Source organism: Testudinibacter sp. TW-1 (assembly GCF_050613185.1).
GTDB lineage: Bacteria > Pseudomonadota > Gammaproteobacteria > Enterobacterales > Pasteurellaceae > Chelonobacter.
Window position 1 is genome coordinate 65695 of record NZ_CP192511.1, and the last position, 17107, is coordinate 82801.

A 17107-nucleotide genomic window follows, 5' to 3' on the forward strand; every position below is an offset into this window, starting at 1 on the left:
ATCTCCGTTTTTTTGACTATGGGTTTAACACCAACCAGCCATTTTCCAACCAACTGCACAGCGAATCCAACAGCACTTCCTCTGCCATTTCATCGTCTAAACCGGCGACATAGCCTTGCAACGCTTGCCAATCCAGCACCGCACCGTTGGCGAGATCGGTTAATACCGCACTTTCCAATTCGCTTAACTCGTCTACCCATTCGCCATTGACATACAACGCAAACGGTTGTTCAGTGTAGAGAATCTTACTGTTACTGTCCTGCTGAAGCGTTGCGCCGTTTTGCAACATCCCGCTCAATTCTTCCGGATAAAATTCGTCGTCCGATTGCAACAACTCATAACGACGGCTGCTGACCGCACTTGCCACCGCGTGTTGAAACAGATGATCGAATTGTGGCGATTGAGCGAGATAATCCAACAACTGCCGTTTCATGGTTTGCACCATTGTCGGATCGAGTTGTGCCAACGGTTGCGCATTCGGCGATAAACGCAACGGAATATTCAATTCGGACGGGTTAAAGTGCGGTGTCGGGTGGCAGATTGCGTCGTTGATATTGTCGATCAAATCGCCTAAATTCGGATAACGCAAACCAAACGAAACGGTTAAACACTCGTCCTGCGCCACGCCGTAGTGCGACAAGCGCGACGGCACATACAAGACATCGCCCGGCTGCATGACTTCATCTAACAGCAAGTCGCCCATGTCGTCAAAAATGCGGATCGGTTGATTCGGTTTGAATTCGGTATTCGGATCACACCACTTGCCCAACTGCCAACGGCGATGTCCGTAAGCCTGCACCAAAAACACATCGTATTCATCATAATGCTTGCCGACCGAGCCGCCTTGCGGCGCATACGACACCATAATATCGTCCCGTTGCCATTGCGGAATAAAACCGAACGCTTGCCATAATTCGCCCAATTCCGGCGACCATTGTTCCAAATTCTGCACCAGCACCGACCATTGTTCCGGCAAATTTTTGAAATCTTGCTTGGCAAGCGGGCTGGTTTTCAACGTCCAACATTCCTCACCGTCGGCGTTGATGTCGGTTTTCACCAACCGCGCGGTCACGTCCTCTTGCTGTGCCAAGTCGATAATATCCTGCGGTTCGAGCAAGCCGACAATTTGCGGCAAGCCGTTTTTGATTAACAAAGGTTTTTTCTGCCAGTATTCCGTAAGAAACTGCTCGGCACTGATTTCATTCGGGAGACAATAGGCAATTTTTGACATCGGATTATCCTTTTATTTATTCGGAAGTAGAAGTGGATTCGGCACTTGACCGCACTTTTTTGGCTTGTTCTTTGGCTTCGGCGCGTTGCTGTTTTTCTTGTGCTTTTTGTGCTGCTGCCTCTTGTTTTTGCTGCTCTGCCCGTTTGCGACGAATCTCTTTCGGATCAGCCAGCAGCGGGCGGTAAATCTCAATCCGATCGCCGTCTTGCAACACATCGCTCAACTTTGCCAAACGGCTGAAAATGCCGACGGTATTGGTGCGCAAATCAATCTCTTTATATTGTTGCAAAATTCCCGATTGCAAAATCGCATTTTGGATAATCGTGCCGCTTTCCACTTGGTAACTTTGCAGAAAATAGCTGTGCGGCAGCGCATAAGCAATTTGAATACTGATTTTATCCGACATCATACACCTCTTTGGCACGTTGTTTGAATGCGTCGATCATTTTCACGGTTAACTGTTCGAAAATTTTGCCGAACACCGCGCTGATTAAGGCGCTGGAAAATTCAAAGTCTAATTTCAGCCGAATTCGGCAGCAATGTTCATCAATTTCGTCAAACTGCCAATAACCTTGCAAAAAACGAAACGGACCTTCGACCAGTTGCATTTGGATCCGTTTATTCGGCTGCATGGTGTTGCGCGTGGTGAATTGTTGGCGGATCCCCGCTTTGCTAATCACCAACTCCGCCGTCAATTCGTTATCGGCAGTCGTCAGCGTTTTGCCGGCAACACAGCCGGGCAAAAATTCGGGGTATTTTTCATAGTGATTGACTAATTGATACATTTGCTCGGCACTATAGCCTACCAATGTCGTTTGATTGACGGAGGGCATGATTTTCCTAACACAAAAGAACACAATAATGATAATAATCTGCGTAATATACGCCAAGCAGGGGGCAAGATCAAACTGGAGACACTACCAATCTAAAGAATAACTATCGCTAATTTAATCGGTTCAAAAATCACTTTTTTAAGATTAACAAACATCAACAGATCCTAATAATAAAAGCATCGTTGCGCTTGACATCCCCCCCCCCCCCTTAAAGTAGGATAACAAAACCGTTTATTTTCTTCTTTAAGGGATCATTATGCAACAAAATAAATCACAACAAATCCTAAAAATACTCAACCAAGTTAATTGGGTTTATCGTATCCTATTTTGGGTTATTATTGCTTTCTTTGGTTTAATTGTGGTCGAGAATTTTATCAAAGATTTGACCAATGGCATTATTACCTTAATCATCTCTATTTTTATCGCCTTGTTCTTAATTAAATTGGTATTCGGTATTATCAATTTAACCTACGCCAATCTACAATATATTCGTTGTCTAAAATTAATGAATGAACAACTTAGAGAATCCGGCATTTCCACCACCTTATCGCAGCAATCAAAAGTGCCTCCTAGCCTTTTTGCCATTGATACCATCAACAAATTACTGTTTATCAATAACCAACAGACTGATTATGAACCGCTTATCTTTGATAAAGAAAAGTTAATTTCCGCAAAAGTGGAACGTGAATCAACCGTTCACACCACGACGAAGCATAAAGGCAGTGTCGCCGTATTTGGCTCATCATTTGGTTATAACTTCGGCAGTAAATCAACCTCCACCAGCCATATTACTGAAACTGCTTTTTTAGAGTTGCAATATTTAACCGAGCAGAAAACCAGTTTTACCCTTGTTATTCCATATGGCGGCAATCGCCGTGGCGCAGAAGAAGCATTGAATACCATTCAACAATTCTAAAATGGTATCGCTAAGCAGAGGAGTAAATCTCCTCTGCTTAGCGATCAATAACGTTGTTATTCATTATGACAAACTAATGCTTAAATTGAGATTTTTCCCTAAAGCTGAAAATGCGCGTCCGATTGTGTTCCTTAATTCCGCCCGCTGTACGGCAAAGCGGATTCATCCCTAATCTCAGCCAGCACTGCCCGTAATTTTTTGCCATCGGTGATGTTGATTTGTTGATCTTGTCGGCTGTCTTTGCCCATACTTGGCGATTCGTTGGCCAACATGGCGCTGTGGCGATAACCGCCGGCGGAAAGGTGTAGCTCTTGTGCACCGGTAATTTGCAGGATTTGCCACGCATTGCTTGCATTCACGCCAGCCCCCGGCATAATACTAATGCGATCATCGGCTTGTCGCACCAGTTGGCGGATCAGCGCTGCGCCCTGTACCGCACTTTGTTGCTGTCCTGAGGTTAAAAGCCGCTCGCAGCCCAACTCGATAATCTGCTCAAGTGCGGTTTGCGGATCACGGCATAAATCAAAGGCTCGGTGAAAGGTCACGCCCAAACCGTCAGCAGCGTCGAGCAAACGGCGGCAAGTGGCTATATCAATCTCGGCCTTATCGGTTAATGCGCCGATCACTACGCCTTGCAACCCGCACTGTTGCGCCAAGCGAATATCCGCCTGCATGATCTTGACCTCCTCGGCACTGAACAGAAAATCCCCTGCGCGCGGGCGTATCATCAAATATAACGGAATCTGCGCCGCCGCTACCGCACTTTCGATTAACCCGTAGTTCGGCGTAATGCCGCCCAACGCCAATGCGCCGCACAGCTCGATTCGGCTCGCACCGCACTTTTGTGCGGTATGCAGCGATTCGATATTATCGACACAGACTTCAATCAGCATGATTTATCCTTACTCCGCGATTTTTTATACTATGCTATGCTTTCCGAAACAAAAATGCCAGTCGTTCCTGACCGGCATGATTTTCCGTTTCAAATCGGTTATTTTTCACCAAGCACGATTCTGTCGCCTAACGCTTGCAACGGGCGATTATTTTGCATGCCAATCATTTTTTCCATAGCACGCAGTTGTGCCGCACTCGCTTGCAACGGTTTTTCCATCACAATCCAGTTGACGCCTTCGGTACACGGCGGAGTGGTTAATGAGCCTTTCAAGCGTAGATGTGCCAGATCTTTCGGAAAGAGGTTGCGAACATTTATGGCTTCGCTCAATGCCACATTGTCACCGGCTTTTACGGTCTGCGCCAAAATTTGTACCAAGTGCGGATTTTCCTTACCCTGTTCAAACATCACGGCAACCACGCTGATTTCCCCGTCTTCGCTGGTATGTACGAAATGCAGCTCCATCGGAAAGGCTTTGTTATCCAATGTGTGCTCGCTCGGCGTATGAACATGGAATTGTTGCAAGGTATAAAGCTTGCCGTTCAGCGTTAAATTGCCGATTTTGCTCTGCGGCGTCAACTGTAGCGTATGCCCGTTATTTTCCATGACATAATTCACGGCGGAATAATGATATTGCAAATCGGCTTTTGTCCGTTTGGCTTTGCTTGACAGATTCACCGGTGATTGCAAATGACCGGTGGCGCAGGTTGCAAACTCCGGTGCCAATGTCCCCCAATGTGCCGGAGAAGTATCTCCATGATACCCCCAATGCGGATGGTGTTCCGTAGCCGAATGCTGGCTACAGGCTGATAACAGTACACTAAAAACGGCCGTGGTAACGATTTTTTTCATACGTATCTCCAAACGATATTAATCCAATATGGAAGCGCCAAAACGCTTCAATTGAAATATACACGGCCCTTTTTTCCCATCAAGTTTATTCTTAACAAAATTCATTTTTCTTGATTTAAAACAGAAAACACGCAAACACTATTGACACGGTATCACATCGGATACGCTTGATAAGCGTTGTTTTTCAGCAAGAAAGCCTTTACTATCAAGTAAACTTTCTGCGATGAGGAAGAAAAAATGAAGATAAGCTCCGCATTATTCGCCGAATCTTGGCAGAAATATCTCTTACTGCTTGCCTCTCTAACGGGCGTGGGTTTTCTCAGCAGCGGCGTGGTCACTTGGATCGCCGCCAATTGGGATTATTTTGATAAATTCAGCAAACTGTATGCCACACAAGGTTTATTCTTCGTCAGTATGGCGGCGGGAATGGTGTGTTATTACCGCGAATACCGTAAACTCGGGCAAGTGCGGTTGAAATTTGTCAGCAGCAGTTTTTTCTTTATCGCTGCCGTGCTGATTGGCGCATTACTGGCGTTAATCGGGCAGATTTACCAAACCGGCGCCGATCCTTGGCAATTATTCGCACTATGGTCACTGTTGCAAATCCCATTATTCCTGGCACTGCCGAATACCGCCGCGGTGTTATTACTGCTCGCGACCGGTAACCTGGGGCTGGCACTCTATCTTGAGCTGTTTTGGTTGCAGACGTATTCGTTATATCTGATGATCCTACTCAACCTCTGTTTTGTGATCTTAAGCGAAATTTTCAATAAAACTTTACACGATCAAGATTGGCACATCAGCTCCAAAGTCAGCAATACTGTGCTGATCGGGTATCTGCTCCTGCTCTGCGCCAGCACGCTAAATAGCGCCCCCTTGGTGTGGTTGCTCTCTGCCGTCATGCTTTATTATTACAAACGGCAGCGCCACGATCTGTTTAACCAAAGCGGTTATTGGGCTTGTCTGTTATTCAGCATAGATATTTTTTTGTTAAATGTGAATGGCTGGAATATCGGCGGGGTTTTACTGGCGACAATCATCACTCTCGGCGCTGCGGCTTTCCTCGGTATCCATTTGAAAAAACAATATCAGCAGCAGGGGCAAGGCACGCCTTGGCCGGTGCAAATCCTGTTTACCTCACTGGCAATCCTTGCCACATTGTTGCTGATCATCCTTCTGTTTGTAGCGGACATTTTTGAACCGGACCATCTGTTTCTGATGACATCTCTGGCGTTCCTCGCCATCGGCGCGGCACTCTATGCCAAAAAAGCCAATGAATATGCCAGTGGTCTCTTGATTATGGTTGGCTTGGGGCTTTATGTTTTCCATTATCTGTTTAATGATCTCTTCAGCTTCCGACCGGACGAGGCGTTTTCGGCACGAAATTGGGATTTGCTCGGCATTATTGTCATCAGCCTGCTGTGTTACCTGTTTATTGCGACTAATTGGGTCAAAACCGGCAGCCTTATCCTGCTGCTGTTTATCTTATTATATACTTTCGGTTTTCAAAACCATTACCTGTATGGGCTCGATCCAACTCAAGAGCCGCAATATGATTTTTGGTATTTAGTGTTTGATTATTATGCCGGTTATTGGTTGGCGCTCGGCAGCTTGATTCTGTTCTGTTTGAGCCTGCGCCCGTGGCGTTATCACGCCCATATTCAAAGTGCGGCATGGGCATTTTGGCTGGTTTATATCGGTTTTATCGCAAAGCCGGATATTTATATCTCTTTGAATAGCGTAGAGGCAAATCCGCTCTCCGCTCACAATCATATTCGTGAATTTTTCCATATTATCACCAATTCCCTGTTCACGGCGGAAGGCTGGCGTTGGACGACGTTGATCCTGCTGCTGATTTGCCTGTCCCCGGTGCTGATCCATCTCTGGATCAGCCGCCAGCAACACTTGAAAATACAAAGTGCGGTGACCATCGCCCTGCTGCTGGCGGTTTTCGGACTAGCTTTTATCGCCTCCCCCGGGATTTTGCTCGGCTTCGCTTTACTGCTGATGGCTTACCCGAATCACAATCGACTGCTGTTCGGTTGCGCCCTGCTCGCGATTATCGGCTTTTTGGCAAAATACTATTACTGGCTGGGTTTGCCGTTACTGTATAAATCCTTTTTACTGTTAGCCAACGCGCTCTTGTTCCTGTTAGCCGCGCTGTATTTACAGCGCCAATGCCGGCGTACAAGTGCGGTACAAACGGCTGCCCCGCATTATCAAGGCAAGATCGGTTGGTTTACGCCGTCGCTCGCCGCACTCACGCTGTTGCTGACACTGGCTGTCGGCAACTTCAGCATTCAAAAATACGAAAATGTGCTGAACAACGGCAAAACGGTGATCCTCGCCTTGGCGCCGATCGATCCGCGTTCGATTATGCAGGGCGATTATATGGAACTGAACTACAATTTGCTGAATCAAGTGCGGTCTGAAATCGAGAAACAGCAAGAGGATAAGCGAATCGAGTTTAACGTCGATCAACTGCGCACCATTCAATCGCAAGACAGCGGCGAAAGCTATACTATCAACGAGGTTGACCAAGAAGCCTACGCCCGCTTCAAACAATGGCTTGATCAACGCCCGACACAACTGTACGCACTGTTAAAACAAAACCCTGACGGCACAAGTACGCTTTGCCGTTTGGCTGCAACATTGCCAACGGATTACCACGATTGCCTGGCGGATATTGCCATCAAACTGCGTATCCGTGACTACCGCACATTATGGAACCTGAAAATGCCCGGACAGCAATTCTTCTTTGCCGAAGGACAAGCCGCGCATTTTGGGCAAGCCCAATACGGGGAATTCCGTGTGCTAAACGGCACGGCATTGTTGGCACGTTTGTTGGATAGTGAAATGAGAGGGTTGTAGCAACAAGTTGTCGATTGTAGCAAGTGCGGTTTTAGCGTAAAATACGCCTCTATTTTTAGCTCAAACGATGAAAAATACCGTGTCGCAAATTAAATTAATCGTCGGGTTAGCCAATCCCGGCAGTCAGTACGCACAAACGCGCCATAATGCCGGCGAATGGCTGATGGCGCGTTTGTGCCGTCAACATAACCTCAACTTAACCGCCGACAGCAAATTCTTCGGACATACTGCGCGTGCGTTGATTGCCGGTCAAGAAGTGCGGTTGCTTGTGCCGAGCACGTTTATGAACCTCAGCGGCAAAGCGGTCGGCGCACTGGCGAATTTTTACCGCATTCAGCCGGAAGAGATTTTGGTGGCGCATGACGAATTGGATCTGCCGCCCGGGGCGGCAAAATTGAAACTCGGCGGCGGACACGGCGGACACAACGGTTTGAAAGACATTATCGCCAGTCTCGGCAATAATAAAAATTTCCACCGTCTGCGAATCGGTATCGGACACCCCGGCGATAAAAATCGGGTCTCGGCTTATGTGTTGGGCAAACCGCCGCAAAATGAACTGAATTTAATCGAACAAGCGGTGGATGAAGCGGCATTATGCATTGAGATTATGCTGAAAGACGGCATGACCAAAGCGACCAATCGTTTGAATAGTTTTAAAATTTAATCTGAAAAAGGAAAATATTATGGGATTTAAGTGCGGTATCGTCGGTTTACCGAATGTGGGCAAGTCGACCCTATTTAACGCATTGACAAAAGCAGGCATTGAAGCGGCGAACTATCCGTTTTGCACCATCGAGCCGAACACCGGCGTTGTGCCGATGCCGGATCCGCGTTTAGAGGCGCTGGCGGAAATCGTCAAGCCGCAACGGGTGCTGCCGACCACCATGGAATTTGTCGATATCGCCGGTCTGGTTGCCGGAGCGAGCAAAGGCGAAGGGTTGGGCAACAAATTCTTAGCCAATATCCGCGAAACCGACGCGATCGGACACGTGGTACGCTGTTTTGAGAACGACGATATTGTGCACGTTGCCGGTCAGATCAATCCGGCGGAAGACATCGACACCATCAACACCGAACTGGCGTTAGCCGATTTGGACAGCTGCGAAAAAGCCATTCAACGCCTGACCAAACGTGCCAAAGGCGGCGACAAAGAGGCGAAATTCGAATTATCGATTATGGAGAAAATCCTGCCAGTGTTAGAAAATGCCGGTATGATCCGCTCGGTTGGTTTGGACAAAGATGAGTTACACGCGATTAAAGGCTACAATTTCTTAACCCTGAAACCGACAATGTACATCGCCAACGTTAACGAAGACGGCTTTGAAAACAATCCTTATTTAGATCGCGTACGTGAAATTGCCGCAAACGAAGGCGCTGTGGTTGTGCCGGTCTGTGCCGCGATCGAGTCGGAAATTGCCGAGTTAGACGACGAAGAAAAAGTGGAATTTTTGCAAGATCTCGGCATTGAAGAACCGGGTTTAAACCGCGTGATCCGCGCCGGTTATGCGTTACTCAATCTGCAAACCTACTTCACCGCCGGGGTGAAAGAAGTGCGCGCCTGGACGGTTGCCGTCGGCGCAACCGCCCCGAAAGCCGCCGCCGTGATCCACACCGATTTTGAAAAAGGCTTTATCCGCGCCGAAGTGATCGCCTACGACGATTTCATTCAATTCAAAGGTGAAAACGGCGCAAAAGAAGCCGGTAAATGGCGTTTGGAAGGCAAAGACTATATCGTTAAAGACGGCGATGTCATGCACTTCCGGTTTAATGTGTAACAAAACATCAAACGCTGCGAATGAGCAGCGTTTTTATAAGCTACTTATTTATAAGAACATTACTCGATGACTAAGCTAACCTCTGATCAAATAAGTAAAAATATGAAGGCTAATAAAAGCTCAGGTACAAAACCGGAACTACTGCTAGCTAAGACATTATGGAAAATGGGATTGCGCTATCGAAAAAATGATAAACGTGTTTTCGGAAAACCTGATTTAACATTTTTTAAACATAAAATAGCAATTTTTGTCGATGGTGAATTCTGGCACGGAAAAGATTGGAATATACACAAATACGATATCAAAAGTAATAAAGAATTTTGGATTACAAAAATAGAACGAAACATGGCAAGAGACAACGAAGTCAATAAAAAGTTAAAAGAATCTGGTTGGACGGTTCTACGTTTCTGGGGAAAAGATATACAAAAACACCTAATTTTGTATACAAAAATGATAGAGAAAGTAATTTATGAAAAAAAAATACATGAAAATAGAAAGTGAGCAACTCCCTGTAGAAGATAAAGCTGCTCAATATTCACTATTTCAACATACGGCAAACATCCCCCCTTCAATCAATCCCGATTTTACTTTTATCGATCTGTTTGCAGGTATTGGAGGTTTTAGAATCGCAATGCAAAACTTAGGAGGAGTGTGCGTTTTTTCCAGTGAATGGGACGAAAAAGCACAAAAAACCTATGCTGCTAATTTTGGCGAAGTACCATTCGGTGATATTACTCTTGAAGAAACCAAACAATATATTCCCCCAAAATTTGATGTGTTGTGTGCAGGATTTCCATGCCAAGCTTTTTCAATTGCAGGAAAAAGAGGAGGATTTGAAGATACCAGAGGTACATTATTTTTTGATGTTGCAGAGATAATTAAAAGACACCAACCTAAAGCATTTTTCCTTGAAAATGTTAAGGGTCTAATCAGTCATGATCGAGGAAGAACACTAAAAACTATATTGAATACACTACGAGATGATTTAGGATATTTTGTCCCTAAACCAGAAATAATTAATGCGAAAGATTTTGGAGTACCTCAAAATCGAGAACGTATTTTTATTGTAGGATTTCATTCTGATACACAGGTCAGTGAGTTTTCTTATCCAAAACCACTAGATATTAAAACGACATTTAGAGATATTCGAGAAAAAAATACTGTCCCGACAAAATATTATTTATCAACTCAATATATAAACACTTTAAAGGCTCATAAACTAAGACATGAAAGTAAGGGTAATGGTTTTGGCTATGAAATTATACCTGATAACGGCATTTCAAATGCCATTGTTGTTGGAGGGATGGGGAGAGAGCGCAATTTAGTTATTGATCATCGAATTACCGATTTTACCCCTACAACCAACATAAAAGGAGAAGTAAATCGTGAAGGGATCAGAAAAATGACTCCTCGTGAATGGGCTAGATTACAAGGATTTCCCGAACAATTTATAATCCCTGTTTCCGATGCTTCCGCATATAAACAATTTGGAAATTCTGTTGCTGTACCAGCGATCCAAGCAACTGCTTTTCGACTCATATCAAAAATAAAGGAGATATTAAATGCCAAAAAATAAAGATTTAATTCATATAACCATTATAAAAGAGATCATAGAAAAGCTGCCGATTAATGAAAATTGGAAGCCAAGTGATTTTATAAAAAATTACTGGACTTTTTATAAAGACAACTATCCCAATAATCCTAGTATTAATGGTACTATTTTTGAAGAGCTACTTGTTCTATCCTTACTACGTGAAAATATTTCACCGATTTACGTACAAGCAAAATTAGCATTTGTCCCTAATGTAATTCTTGACATAGTCTTATATAATCGAAAAACACCAATTACTATTAGTGCCAAAACCACACTGCGAGAACGCTGGAAACAAGCAGATTTAGAAGCTATGGCGACAAAATATGTACATAGGGAAGCTAAATGCTATGTTGTTACATTATCACACAATGAAGTTTTTGCCCGACGAAATGAGAATAACAGTTATATGGGAATAAATGATTTTATTTTAGCTGATACAGATGATTATGATCATTTAATAAATAAATTAAAAAAACTACACTTTTCTAAAAGTGAAGAAATAAAAATTATTACTACAGATGAAAAATATGTTGATAAATCAACCATAAAATCAACATATAATCTTTCCTTTGACTAACGGGAAATAAATAATAAACATGAACAACTCAGTATTAACCGTGATCGGTAAAGATCGGATCGGGATTGTGTATGATGTGGCGAAATTGTTAGCCGAACAACAGATTAATATCGTCAATATCAGCCAACAATTAATGAATGAATTTTTTACCATGATTGTGTTGGTGGATACCAGCGCGTGCGCCAAAGATTATCAAACCTTGTCCGCATTTTTTGTTGAAGAAGGCAAAAAATTGGGCTTGGAATTGCGCTTGCAAAATACCGATATTTTTAATGCCATGCACCGGATTTAAAGGATTGAAAATGAGCAACAGTATTCAGTCTTATGAAATTTTAGAAACGCTGAAAATGGTGTCGGATCAACACTTTGATGTGCGCACCATCACCATCGGCATTGATCTGCATGATTGTATCAGCCCCGATTTGGCAACCTTAAACCAAAATATTTTCAACAAAATCACCCATGTCGGCAAAGATTTGGTGCAAACCGCCAAAGAGCTGTCGGCAAAATATGGCGTACCGATTGTGAATCAGCGCATTTCGGTGACGCCGATTGCGCAAATCGCCGCGGCAACCAAAGCGGACAGTTATGTCTCGATTGCCCAAACCTTGGATCGCGCCGCCAAAGCGATTGGGGTCTCGTTTATCGGCGGTTTTTCCGCGTTGGTACAAAAAGGCATGAGCCCGTCGGACGAAGTATTAATCCGCTCGATTCCGGAAGCGATGAAAACCACCGATATTGTCTGTAGTTCGGTCAATATCGGCTCGACCAAAGCCGGAATCAATATGGACGCGGTGAAACTGGTCGGCGAAATCGTAAAACAGACCGCCGAAACCACACCGGAAGGTTTTGGCTGTGCCAAACTGGTGATTTTCTGCAATGCCGTGGAAGACAACCCGTTTATGGCGGGTGCATTTCACGGTTCAGGCGAAGGTGATACGATTATCAATGTCGGCGTTTCCGGTCCGGGCGTGGTCAAAGCCGCATTGGAAAACGCCAATGCGCAAACCTTAACCGAAGTGGCAGAGGTGGTAAAGAAAACCGCATTTAAAATCACCCGCGTCGGCGAATTAATCGGGCAGGAAGCCAGCAAACGCTTAGGCATTCCGTTCGGCATTTTGGATCTCTCCCTTGCGCCGACCCCTGCCGTCGGCGACAGCGTGGCACGGATTTTGGAGCAAATGGGCTTGAGTATCTGCGGCACGCACGGCACCACTGCCGCACTGGCGTTGCTAAACGACGCGGTGAAAAAAGGCGGCATGATGGCGTCAAGTGCGGTCGGCGGTTTAAGCGGCGCCTTTATTCCGGTTTCCGAAGATGAAGGCATGATTAAAGCGGCTGAACAAGGGGTGCTCACCCTCGATAAATTGGAAGCAATGACCGCCGTTTGCTCCGTCGGTTTGGATATGATCGCCGTACCGGGCTACACCACTGCCGCCACCATTTCAGGCATTATCGCCGATGAAGCGGCAATCGGCATGATCAACAGCAAAACCACTGCGGTGCGGATTATCCCCGTGCCAAATAAAGATGTCGGCGACAGCGTGGAATTCGGCGGCTTACTCGGCTATGCACCGATTATGCCAATCAAACAAGGCAATTGCGAAATTTTCATCAACCGCGGCGGCCGCATTCCGGCGCCGGTGCAGGCATTGAAAAATTAATTGATCACCAAAAGTGCGGTCAGAATCTAATCTGAACCGCACTTGATGTTACAAATCAAATCCAATCCGAGTCCCGTCAGGCATGGTTACATCTAAACTCAACTTTCCGCCTAACCCATTGATATACCGTTTTAAAGTAGATAAGCGCGGATCATTATCCGGCTGTTCCATTCTGACGATTGCCGGCTGCGACACACCCATTATGTCTGCCAATTCTTTTTGTGACATATTGAGTTTATCACGTAACATATTCAGCGTGATTTTACGGCTTTCTTCTTCGACTTTGGCTTTAACCCATGCTTGAACTTCAGGACTTTCTTTTGCCAAGAGTTCTTGAAATGTTGACATATTATTTCCTCTTTAAATTATCTAAATGCTTTTGAAATTCACTATCTGCAACTTTAAGCATGTTTTTATAGAACTTCTGCTCATTTAACCCTGTTTTGTCACCTGCACACAACACTATTGCTTGCTGAGCCGGATCAAATGCAAAAAATGCCCTTATTGGATTGCCTTTATATTGCACTCTTAATTCTTTCATATTATTGAAAACAGAGCCTTTAACTGTATCGGCATAAGGACGACCAAGCTGAGGACCATACATTTCTAGCAACGCCATTGAAGCCAACACGGTTCTTCTCAGTTCTGTCTCTTGTGCTAAATACCATTCATCAAAAAACTCAGTTGTGATAACTTGCCACATTTTCCCTCCAAACCATTTCCTTACTGATAATATAACCTATTCATTATATTTTCAAGTAACTCCTTATGCCTTTTCGTTCTAACAAAATCCAATTGATTATTTTCCCTTTGCCGGTTTTATTGTATGTTAATTATTCGTTTATTTAACAAGGAGTCTCAATGAAACCAACCGCACTTTTCTCTTTAACCGCACTTGCGTTATCTTTCTCCGCCGCTGCCGAAGCTGCACCGCATACATTGATTAACTGTATTAGCAATTCGCCGGCACAGTTCAGCCCGGCGATTATTAATGACGCCAATGATTTCAACGCCAGTTCGCAGCAGGTTTACGACAGCTTATTAGCATTCAAACCCGGTTCAACCGAGATTGAGCCGGGCTTGGCGGAACGTTGGGAAATCAGTGAGGACGGCTTGAGTTACACCTTTTACCTGCGCAAAGGGGTGAAATTCCATGCCAATAAAGAATTTAGCCCGAGCCGTGAGTTTAACGCCGATGACGTGCTGTTTTCCTATTTGCGCCAAGCGGACAAAGCTCACCCGTTTCATAACGTGTCTAATGGCACTTACTTCTATTTCAACTGGATGGCGTTGCCAAAACTGCTGAAATCGGTGGAAAAAGTCGATGATTACACGGTGAAAATTAACCTGAACAAAGCCTATTCGCCGTTTTTGAAAATCGTGGCAATGGATTTCTTGTCGATTTATTCAAAAGAATATGCCGATAACATGCTGGCGGCAGGCAAACCGGAAACGATTGATAAAACCCCGATCGGCACGGGTCCGTTTGTGTTTCAGGCTTATCAATTGGATCAGGCGATTCGTTATAGCGCCAATGCCGATTATTGGCGCGGTAAAGCCGATGTGGATCGCCTGATTTTCAGTATCACCCCTGACGCGACCGCACGCTATGCCAAGCTGCAAACCGGCGCATGCGATGTGATCGACTTCCCGAATATCGCCGACATTGACGAGATGAAAACTAACCCGAAAGTGCGGTTGTTCGCCAAAGAAGGGCTGAATTTAGCCTATATCGGTATCAATCACCGCAAAGCCCCGTTAGATAATGTCAAAGTGCGCCAAGCGTTGAATTATGCCACCGATAAACAGGCGATTATCAACGTGGTCTATCAAGGCGGCAGCGGCGTGGCGGCGAAAAATCCGTTCCCACCGAGCGTATTGGGCTACAATGACGCAATCGAGGATTACCCGTTTGATTTGGAAAAAGCCAAGCAGTTGTTGGTTGAGGCAGGCTACGGCGCCGGTTTTGAAACTGAAATTTGGGTGCAGCCGGTAGTGCGCCCGTCCAACCCGAACCCACGCCGCACCGCGGAAATTTTGCAGGAAGACTGGGCAAAAATCGGGGTGAAAGCCAAATTGGTGACTCACGAATGGGCGGATTTCAACAAACGCACCCGTGAAGGCGAATTTTACACCGGCACTTACGGCTGGACCAGCCGCAACGGTGATCCCGACAACTTTTTAGCCCCGCTGTTAGGCTGCGAAAATGTCGGCGGCACAAACTACGCCGGTTGGTGCAACCCGGAATTTGAAAACCTGATCCAACAAGCGGTTGCCACTTCCGACGACGCTCAACGCGCGGCGTTATATCAACAAGCCTTAGTCATCGCCAAAGAACAAGCCCCGTTGATCCCGCTCGCGCACTCGGTCAATTATGTCCCGACCAGCCCGCGCGTACAAAACTTCCAACAAAGCCCGTTTGGTTATACCGCATTTTATGGGGTGAAGGTGGCGGATTAGGTTCAATCACTAATATATAGTGCAACAAAAAATCTAGGGCGCATTTAATGCGCCCTTACACAATTTTATCAATTCACATTGTCAATAAAGCTAATCCCTTAAAATTGCCTCAATAATATCTTGCACTTCATCAACAATAAACGTTGGCGCGGTTTCAAATTTTCTCATCTTTCTCACTCTAAAATCCACCACACGTACTTGATAAGCAATAACCACGCCATGAGTTCGGCAACCGCTACCCATTAAGGACACCGAAAAGCCATTTTCTCTTGCGGTAGCGGCTTCACCCTGCGAAATAGGACAAAGCATCATAAAACCGGTCTGATGAAATGCTTTTGAACTCAGCACCAATGCCGGACGAGAGCCTTTAATTTCACCACCTATACTGGGATCAAAATCAATTTTAATAATATCACCACGATCAATTTTCATCATAATTCGATTTCATCTCCAACTGCTTGCATGCTATCCCAATCGTTTAAACTCGGTAACTCGCCTGTTGTCATTGCTAGGCGTTGCTGCAAGGTTAAGCGCGCTTGTTTCGCCTCTGCGCCAGTACGTTTAATTTGTAGCACAACTCGGTCTTGTTGAATATTTTCTATTTCAAAAAAATCGCCATTGACAAGCTGTAAGCTCGCAATAAAGTCTTTCGGCAATCGCACCGCTTTGCTGTTGCCCCACTGTTTCACTTCTAATCTCATTACCTATCTCCTTTCAACTGTCAATGTATATCCAAAATAATACAATTAACTAGTGTATGGTTTTTATACAGCAAAAGCAATAGGCGCTGTTACTGACTACAAAATATTCCGCAACTCAACAAATTCCGCCAGCGGAAAATGTGTTGTCAGATACTGTTGCAAGTAGGCTTTGGTTTCGTTTTCGATAATCGGATCGATCTGCGGATAGTGGTTATAAATCAAGGCGTGCAAGGCAATGCCGCGCTGTTGGCAGACTTCGAGGCTTAACAACGTGTGATTGATACTGCCGAGTTTGCCCGAAGTGACCAAGATCAGCGGGTAGCCCTGTTGTTGCAAGTAATCCAGCGCGGTCAATTCCTGATTTAACGGCACTGCCAAGCCGCCGGCGCCTTCGATTAACACCACCTCATAATCTTGCGCTAAGGTTTGGCTATCGGCAGTGATTTGTGCCAAGTCGATCTCGGTTTGCGCCAAACGTGCCGCCAAGTGCGGTGAGCAGGGGTAAGCAAATACATAGCGGCAAGTCGTGCCGTCAAGATCACATTGTTGCAGCGGCAAATTTTGCAGTTTGCGGTGGGTTTGAATATCATCGGCAATGCCGGAACAGCCGGTTTGCACCAGTTTTTGTGTGATCACCGTTTGCCCTTGTGCCGTAAGGCGGTTGGCATAAAAACCAGTGGCGATGGTTTTGCCGACATCAGTATCAATGCCGGAAACAAAAAATATTTGCTTGTTTTTCAT

At 45.3% G+C, this 17107-nt stretch carries 20 protein-coding genes; 10 read left to right on the top strand and 10 right to left on the bottom strand.

Annotated features, from left to right (window positions below; translation table 11 throughout):
- Positions 1-16: 16 nt before the first annotated feature.
- Genes ACQ31U_RS00370 through ACQ31U_RS00380 form a run of 3 tightly spaced genes read right to left on the bottom strand, consistent with a single transcriptional unit; the run spans position 17 to position 2064 of the window.
- Positions 17-1231, bottom strand: a complete 1215-nt coding sequence (locus ACQ31U_RS00370) for a JmjC domain-containing protein (protein WP_431052851.1) — start codon at positions 1229-1231, stop codon at positions 17-19.
- A gap of 16 nt (positions 1232-1247) precedes the next feature.
- Positions 1248-1637 carry an RnfH family protein gene (locus tag ACQ31U_RS00375; protein WP_431054356.1) on the bottom strand — a complete coding sequence of 130 codons (390 nt, stop codon included), beginning with the start codon at positions 1635-1637 and terminating at the stop codon, positions 1248-1250.
- On the bottom strand, positions 1627-2064 hold the full coding sequence (locus tag ACQ31U_RS00380; protein WP_431052853.1) for a type II toxin-antitoxin system RatA family toxin: 438 nt from the start codon (positions 2062-2064) through the stop codon (positions 1627-1629). Before ACQ31U_RS00380 ends, ACQ31U_RS00375 begins: the two co-directional genes overlap by 11 nt.
- Positions 2065-2320: 256 nt before the next feature.
- Between ACQ31U_RS00380 and ACQ31U_RS00385 the strand changes: the two genes are divergently transcribed.
- Complete coding sequence (locus tag ACQ31U_RS00385) at positions 2321-2980, top strand: hypothetical protein (protein ID WP_431052855.1); 660 nt, start codon at positions 2321-2323, stop codon at positions 2978-2980.
- Positions 2981-3111: 131 nt separating this feature from the next.
- On the opposite strand, the gene ACQ31U_RS00390 is transcribed toward ACQ31U_RS00385, so the two are convergent.
- Together ACQ31U_RS00390 and ACQ31U_RS00395 are read right to left on the bottom strand one after the other, a co-directional pair.
- A complete protein-coding gene (locus ACQ31U_RS00390; RefSeq protein ID WP_431052857.1) occupies positions 3112-3873 on the bottom strand; it encodes a copper homeostasis protein CutC in 762 nt (253 codons plus the stop codon).
- Between the two features lie 98 nt (positions 3874-3971).
- Positions 3972-4724 (bottom strand): carbonic anhydrase, encoded by a 753-nt coding sequence (locus tag ACQ31U_RS00395; protein WP_431052859.1) that lies wholly within the window; start codon positions 4722-4724, stop codon positions 3972-3974.
- Positions 4725-4961: 237 nt separating this feature from the next.
- Between ACQ31U_RS00395 and ACQ31U_RS00400 the strand changes: the two genes are divergently transcribed.
- The 8 genes from ACQ31U_RS00400 (at position 4962) to ACQ31U_RS00435 (ending at position 13205) form a co-directional block, all read left to right on the top strand.
- Positions 4962-7595 (top strand): GDYXXLXY domain-containing protein, encoded by a 2634-nt coding sequence (locus tag ACQ31U_RS00400; RefSeq protein ID WP_431052860.1) that lies wholly within the window; start codon positions 4962-4964, stop codon positions 7593-7595.
- A 79-nt stretch (positions 7596-7674) separates the two neighbouring features.
- Positions 7675-8259 (top strand): aminoacyl-tRNA hydrolase, encoded by a 585-nt coding sequence (pth, locus tag ACQ31U_RS00405; protein ID WP_431054357.1) that lies wholly within the window; start codon positions 7675-7677, stop codon positions 8257-8259.
- Positions 8260-8278: 19 nt separating this feature from the next.
- On the top strand, positions 8279-9370 hold the full coding sequence (gene ychF / locus ACQ31U_RS00410; RefSeq protein WP_431052862.1) for a redox-regulated ATPase YchF: 1092 nt from the start codon (positions 8279-8281) through the stop codon (positions 9368-9370).
- 66 nt (positions 9371-9436) lie between these two features.
- The gene (locus ACQ31U_RS00415; RefSeq protein ID WP_431052864.1) at positions 9437-9871 is read left to right on the top strand and encodes a very short patch repair endonuclease; all 435 of its coding nucleotides are present in this window, start codon (positions 9437-9439) and stop codon (positions 9869-9871) included.
- Positions 9840-10946 (top strand): DNA cytosine methyltransferase, encoded by a 1107-nt coding sequence (locus ACQ31U_RS00420; RefSeq protein ID WP_431052867.1) that lies wholly within the window; start codon positions 9840-9842, stop codon positions 10944-10946. Before ACQ31U_RS00415 ends, ACQ31U_RS00420 begins: the two co-directional genes overlap by 32 nt.
- On the top strand, positions 10933-11541 hold the full coding sequence (locus tag ACQ31U_RS00425; protein WP_431052869.1) for a hypothetical protein: 609 nt from the start codon (positions 10933-10935) through the stop codon (positions 11539-11541). The genes ACQ31U_RS00420 and ACQ31U_RS00425 overlap by 14 nt, the downstream gene beginning before the upstream one ends.
- A gap of 19 nt (positions 11542-11560) precedes the next feature.
- Entirely contained in the window at positions 11561-11833 is a 273-nt protein-coding gene (locus tag ACQ31U_RS00430; RefSeq protein WP_431052871.1) for an ACT domain-containing protein, read from the top strand.
- Between the two features lie 10 nt (positions 11834-11843).
- Positions 11844-13205 carry a PFL family protein gene (locus tag ACQ31U_RS00435; RefSeq protein WP_431052873.1) on the top strand — a complete coding sequence of 454 codons (1362 nt, stop codon included), beginning with the start codon at positions 11844-11846 and terminating at the stop codon, positions 13203-13205.
- A gap of 48 nt (positions 13206-13253) precedes the next feature.
- Here the strand turns inward: ACQ31U_RS00435 and ACQ31U_RS00440 are convergent, their stop codons facing one another.
- Together ACQ31U_RS00440 and ACQ31U_RS00445 are read right to left on the bottom strand one after the other, a co-directional pair.
- The gene (locus tag ACQ31U_RS00440) at positions 13254-13553 is read right to left on the bottom strand and encodes a helix-turn-helix domain-containing protein (protein ID WP_431052875.1); all 300 of its coding nucleotides are present in this window, start codon (positions 13551-13553) and stop codon (positions 13254-13256) included.
- 1 nt (position 13554) lies between these two features.
- Positions 13555-13908, bottom strand: coding sequence for a type II toxin-antitoxin system RelE/ParE family toxin (locus ACQ31U_RS00445; protein WP_431052877.1), 354 nt, complete (start codon positions 13906-13908; stop codon positions 13555-13557).
- A 158-nt stretch (positions 13909-14066) separates the two neighbouring features.
- On the opposite strand from ACQ31U_RS00445, the gene ACQ31U_RS00450 reads away from it, so the two are divergent.
- Positions 14067-15665: an ABC transporter substrate-binding protein gene (locus tag ACQ31U_RS00450; RefSeq protein ID WP_431052879.1), complete on the top strand. Its 1599-nt coding sequence runs from the start codon at positions 14067-14069 to the stop codon at positions 15663-15665.
- A gap of 90 nt (positions 15666-15755) precedes the next feature.
- On the opposite strand, the gene ACQ31U_RS00455 is transcribed toward ACQ31U_RS00450, so the two are convergent.
- The 3 genes from ACQ31U_RS00455 to bioD all read right to left on the bottom strand — a co-directional run bounded on the left by ACQ31U_RS00455 (position 15756) and on the right by bioD (position 17107).
- Positions 15756-16100, bottom strand: a complete 345-nt coding sequence (locus tag ACQ31U_RS00455) for a type II toxin-antitoxin system PemK/MazF family toxin (protein WP_431052881.1) — start codon at positions 16098-16100, stop codon at positions 15756-15758.
- Positions 16097-16366, bottom strand: a complete 270-nt coding sequence (locus ACQ31U_RS00460) for an AbrB/MazE/SpoVT family DNA-binding domain-containing protein (protein ID WP_431052883.1) — start codon at positions 16364-16366, stop codon at positions 16097-16099. The genes ACQ31U_RS00455 and ACQ31U_RS00460 overlap by 4 nt, the downstream gene beginning before the upstream one ends.
- Positions 16367-16462: 96 nt before the next feature.
- Positions 16463-17107, bottom strand: a complete 645-nt coding sequence (bioD, locus tag ACQ31U_RS00465) for a dethiobiotin synthase (RefSeq protein ID WP_431052885.1) — start codon at positions 17105-17107, stop codon at positions 16463-16465.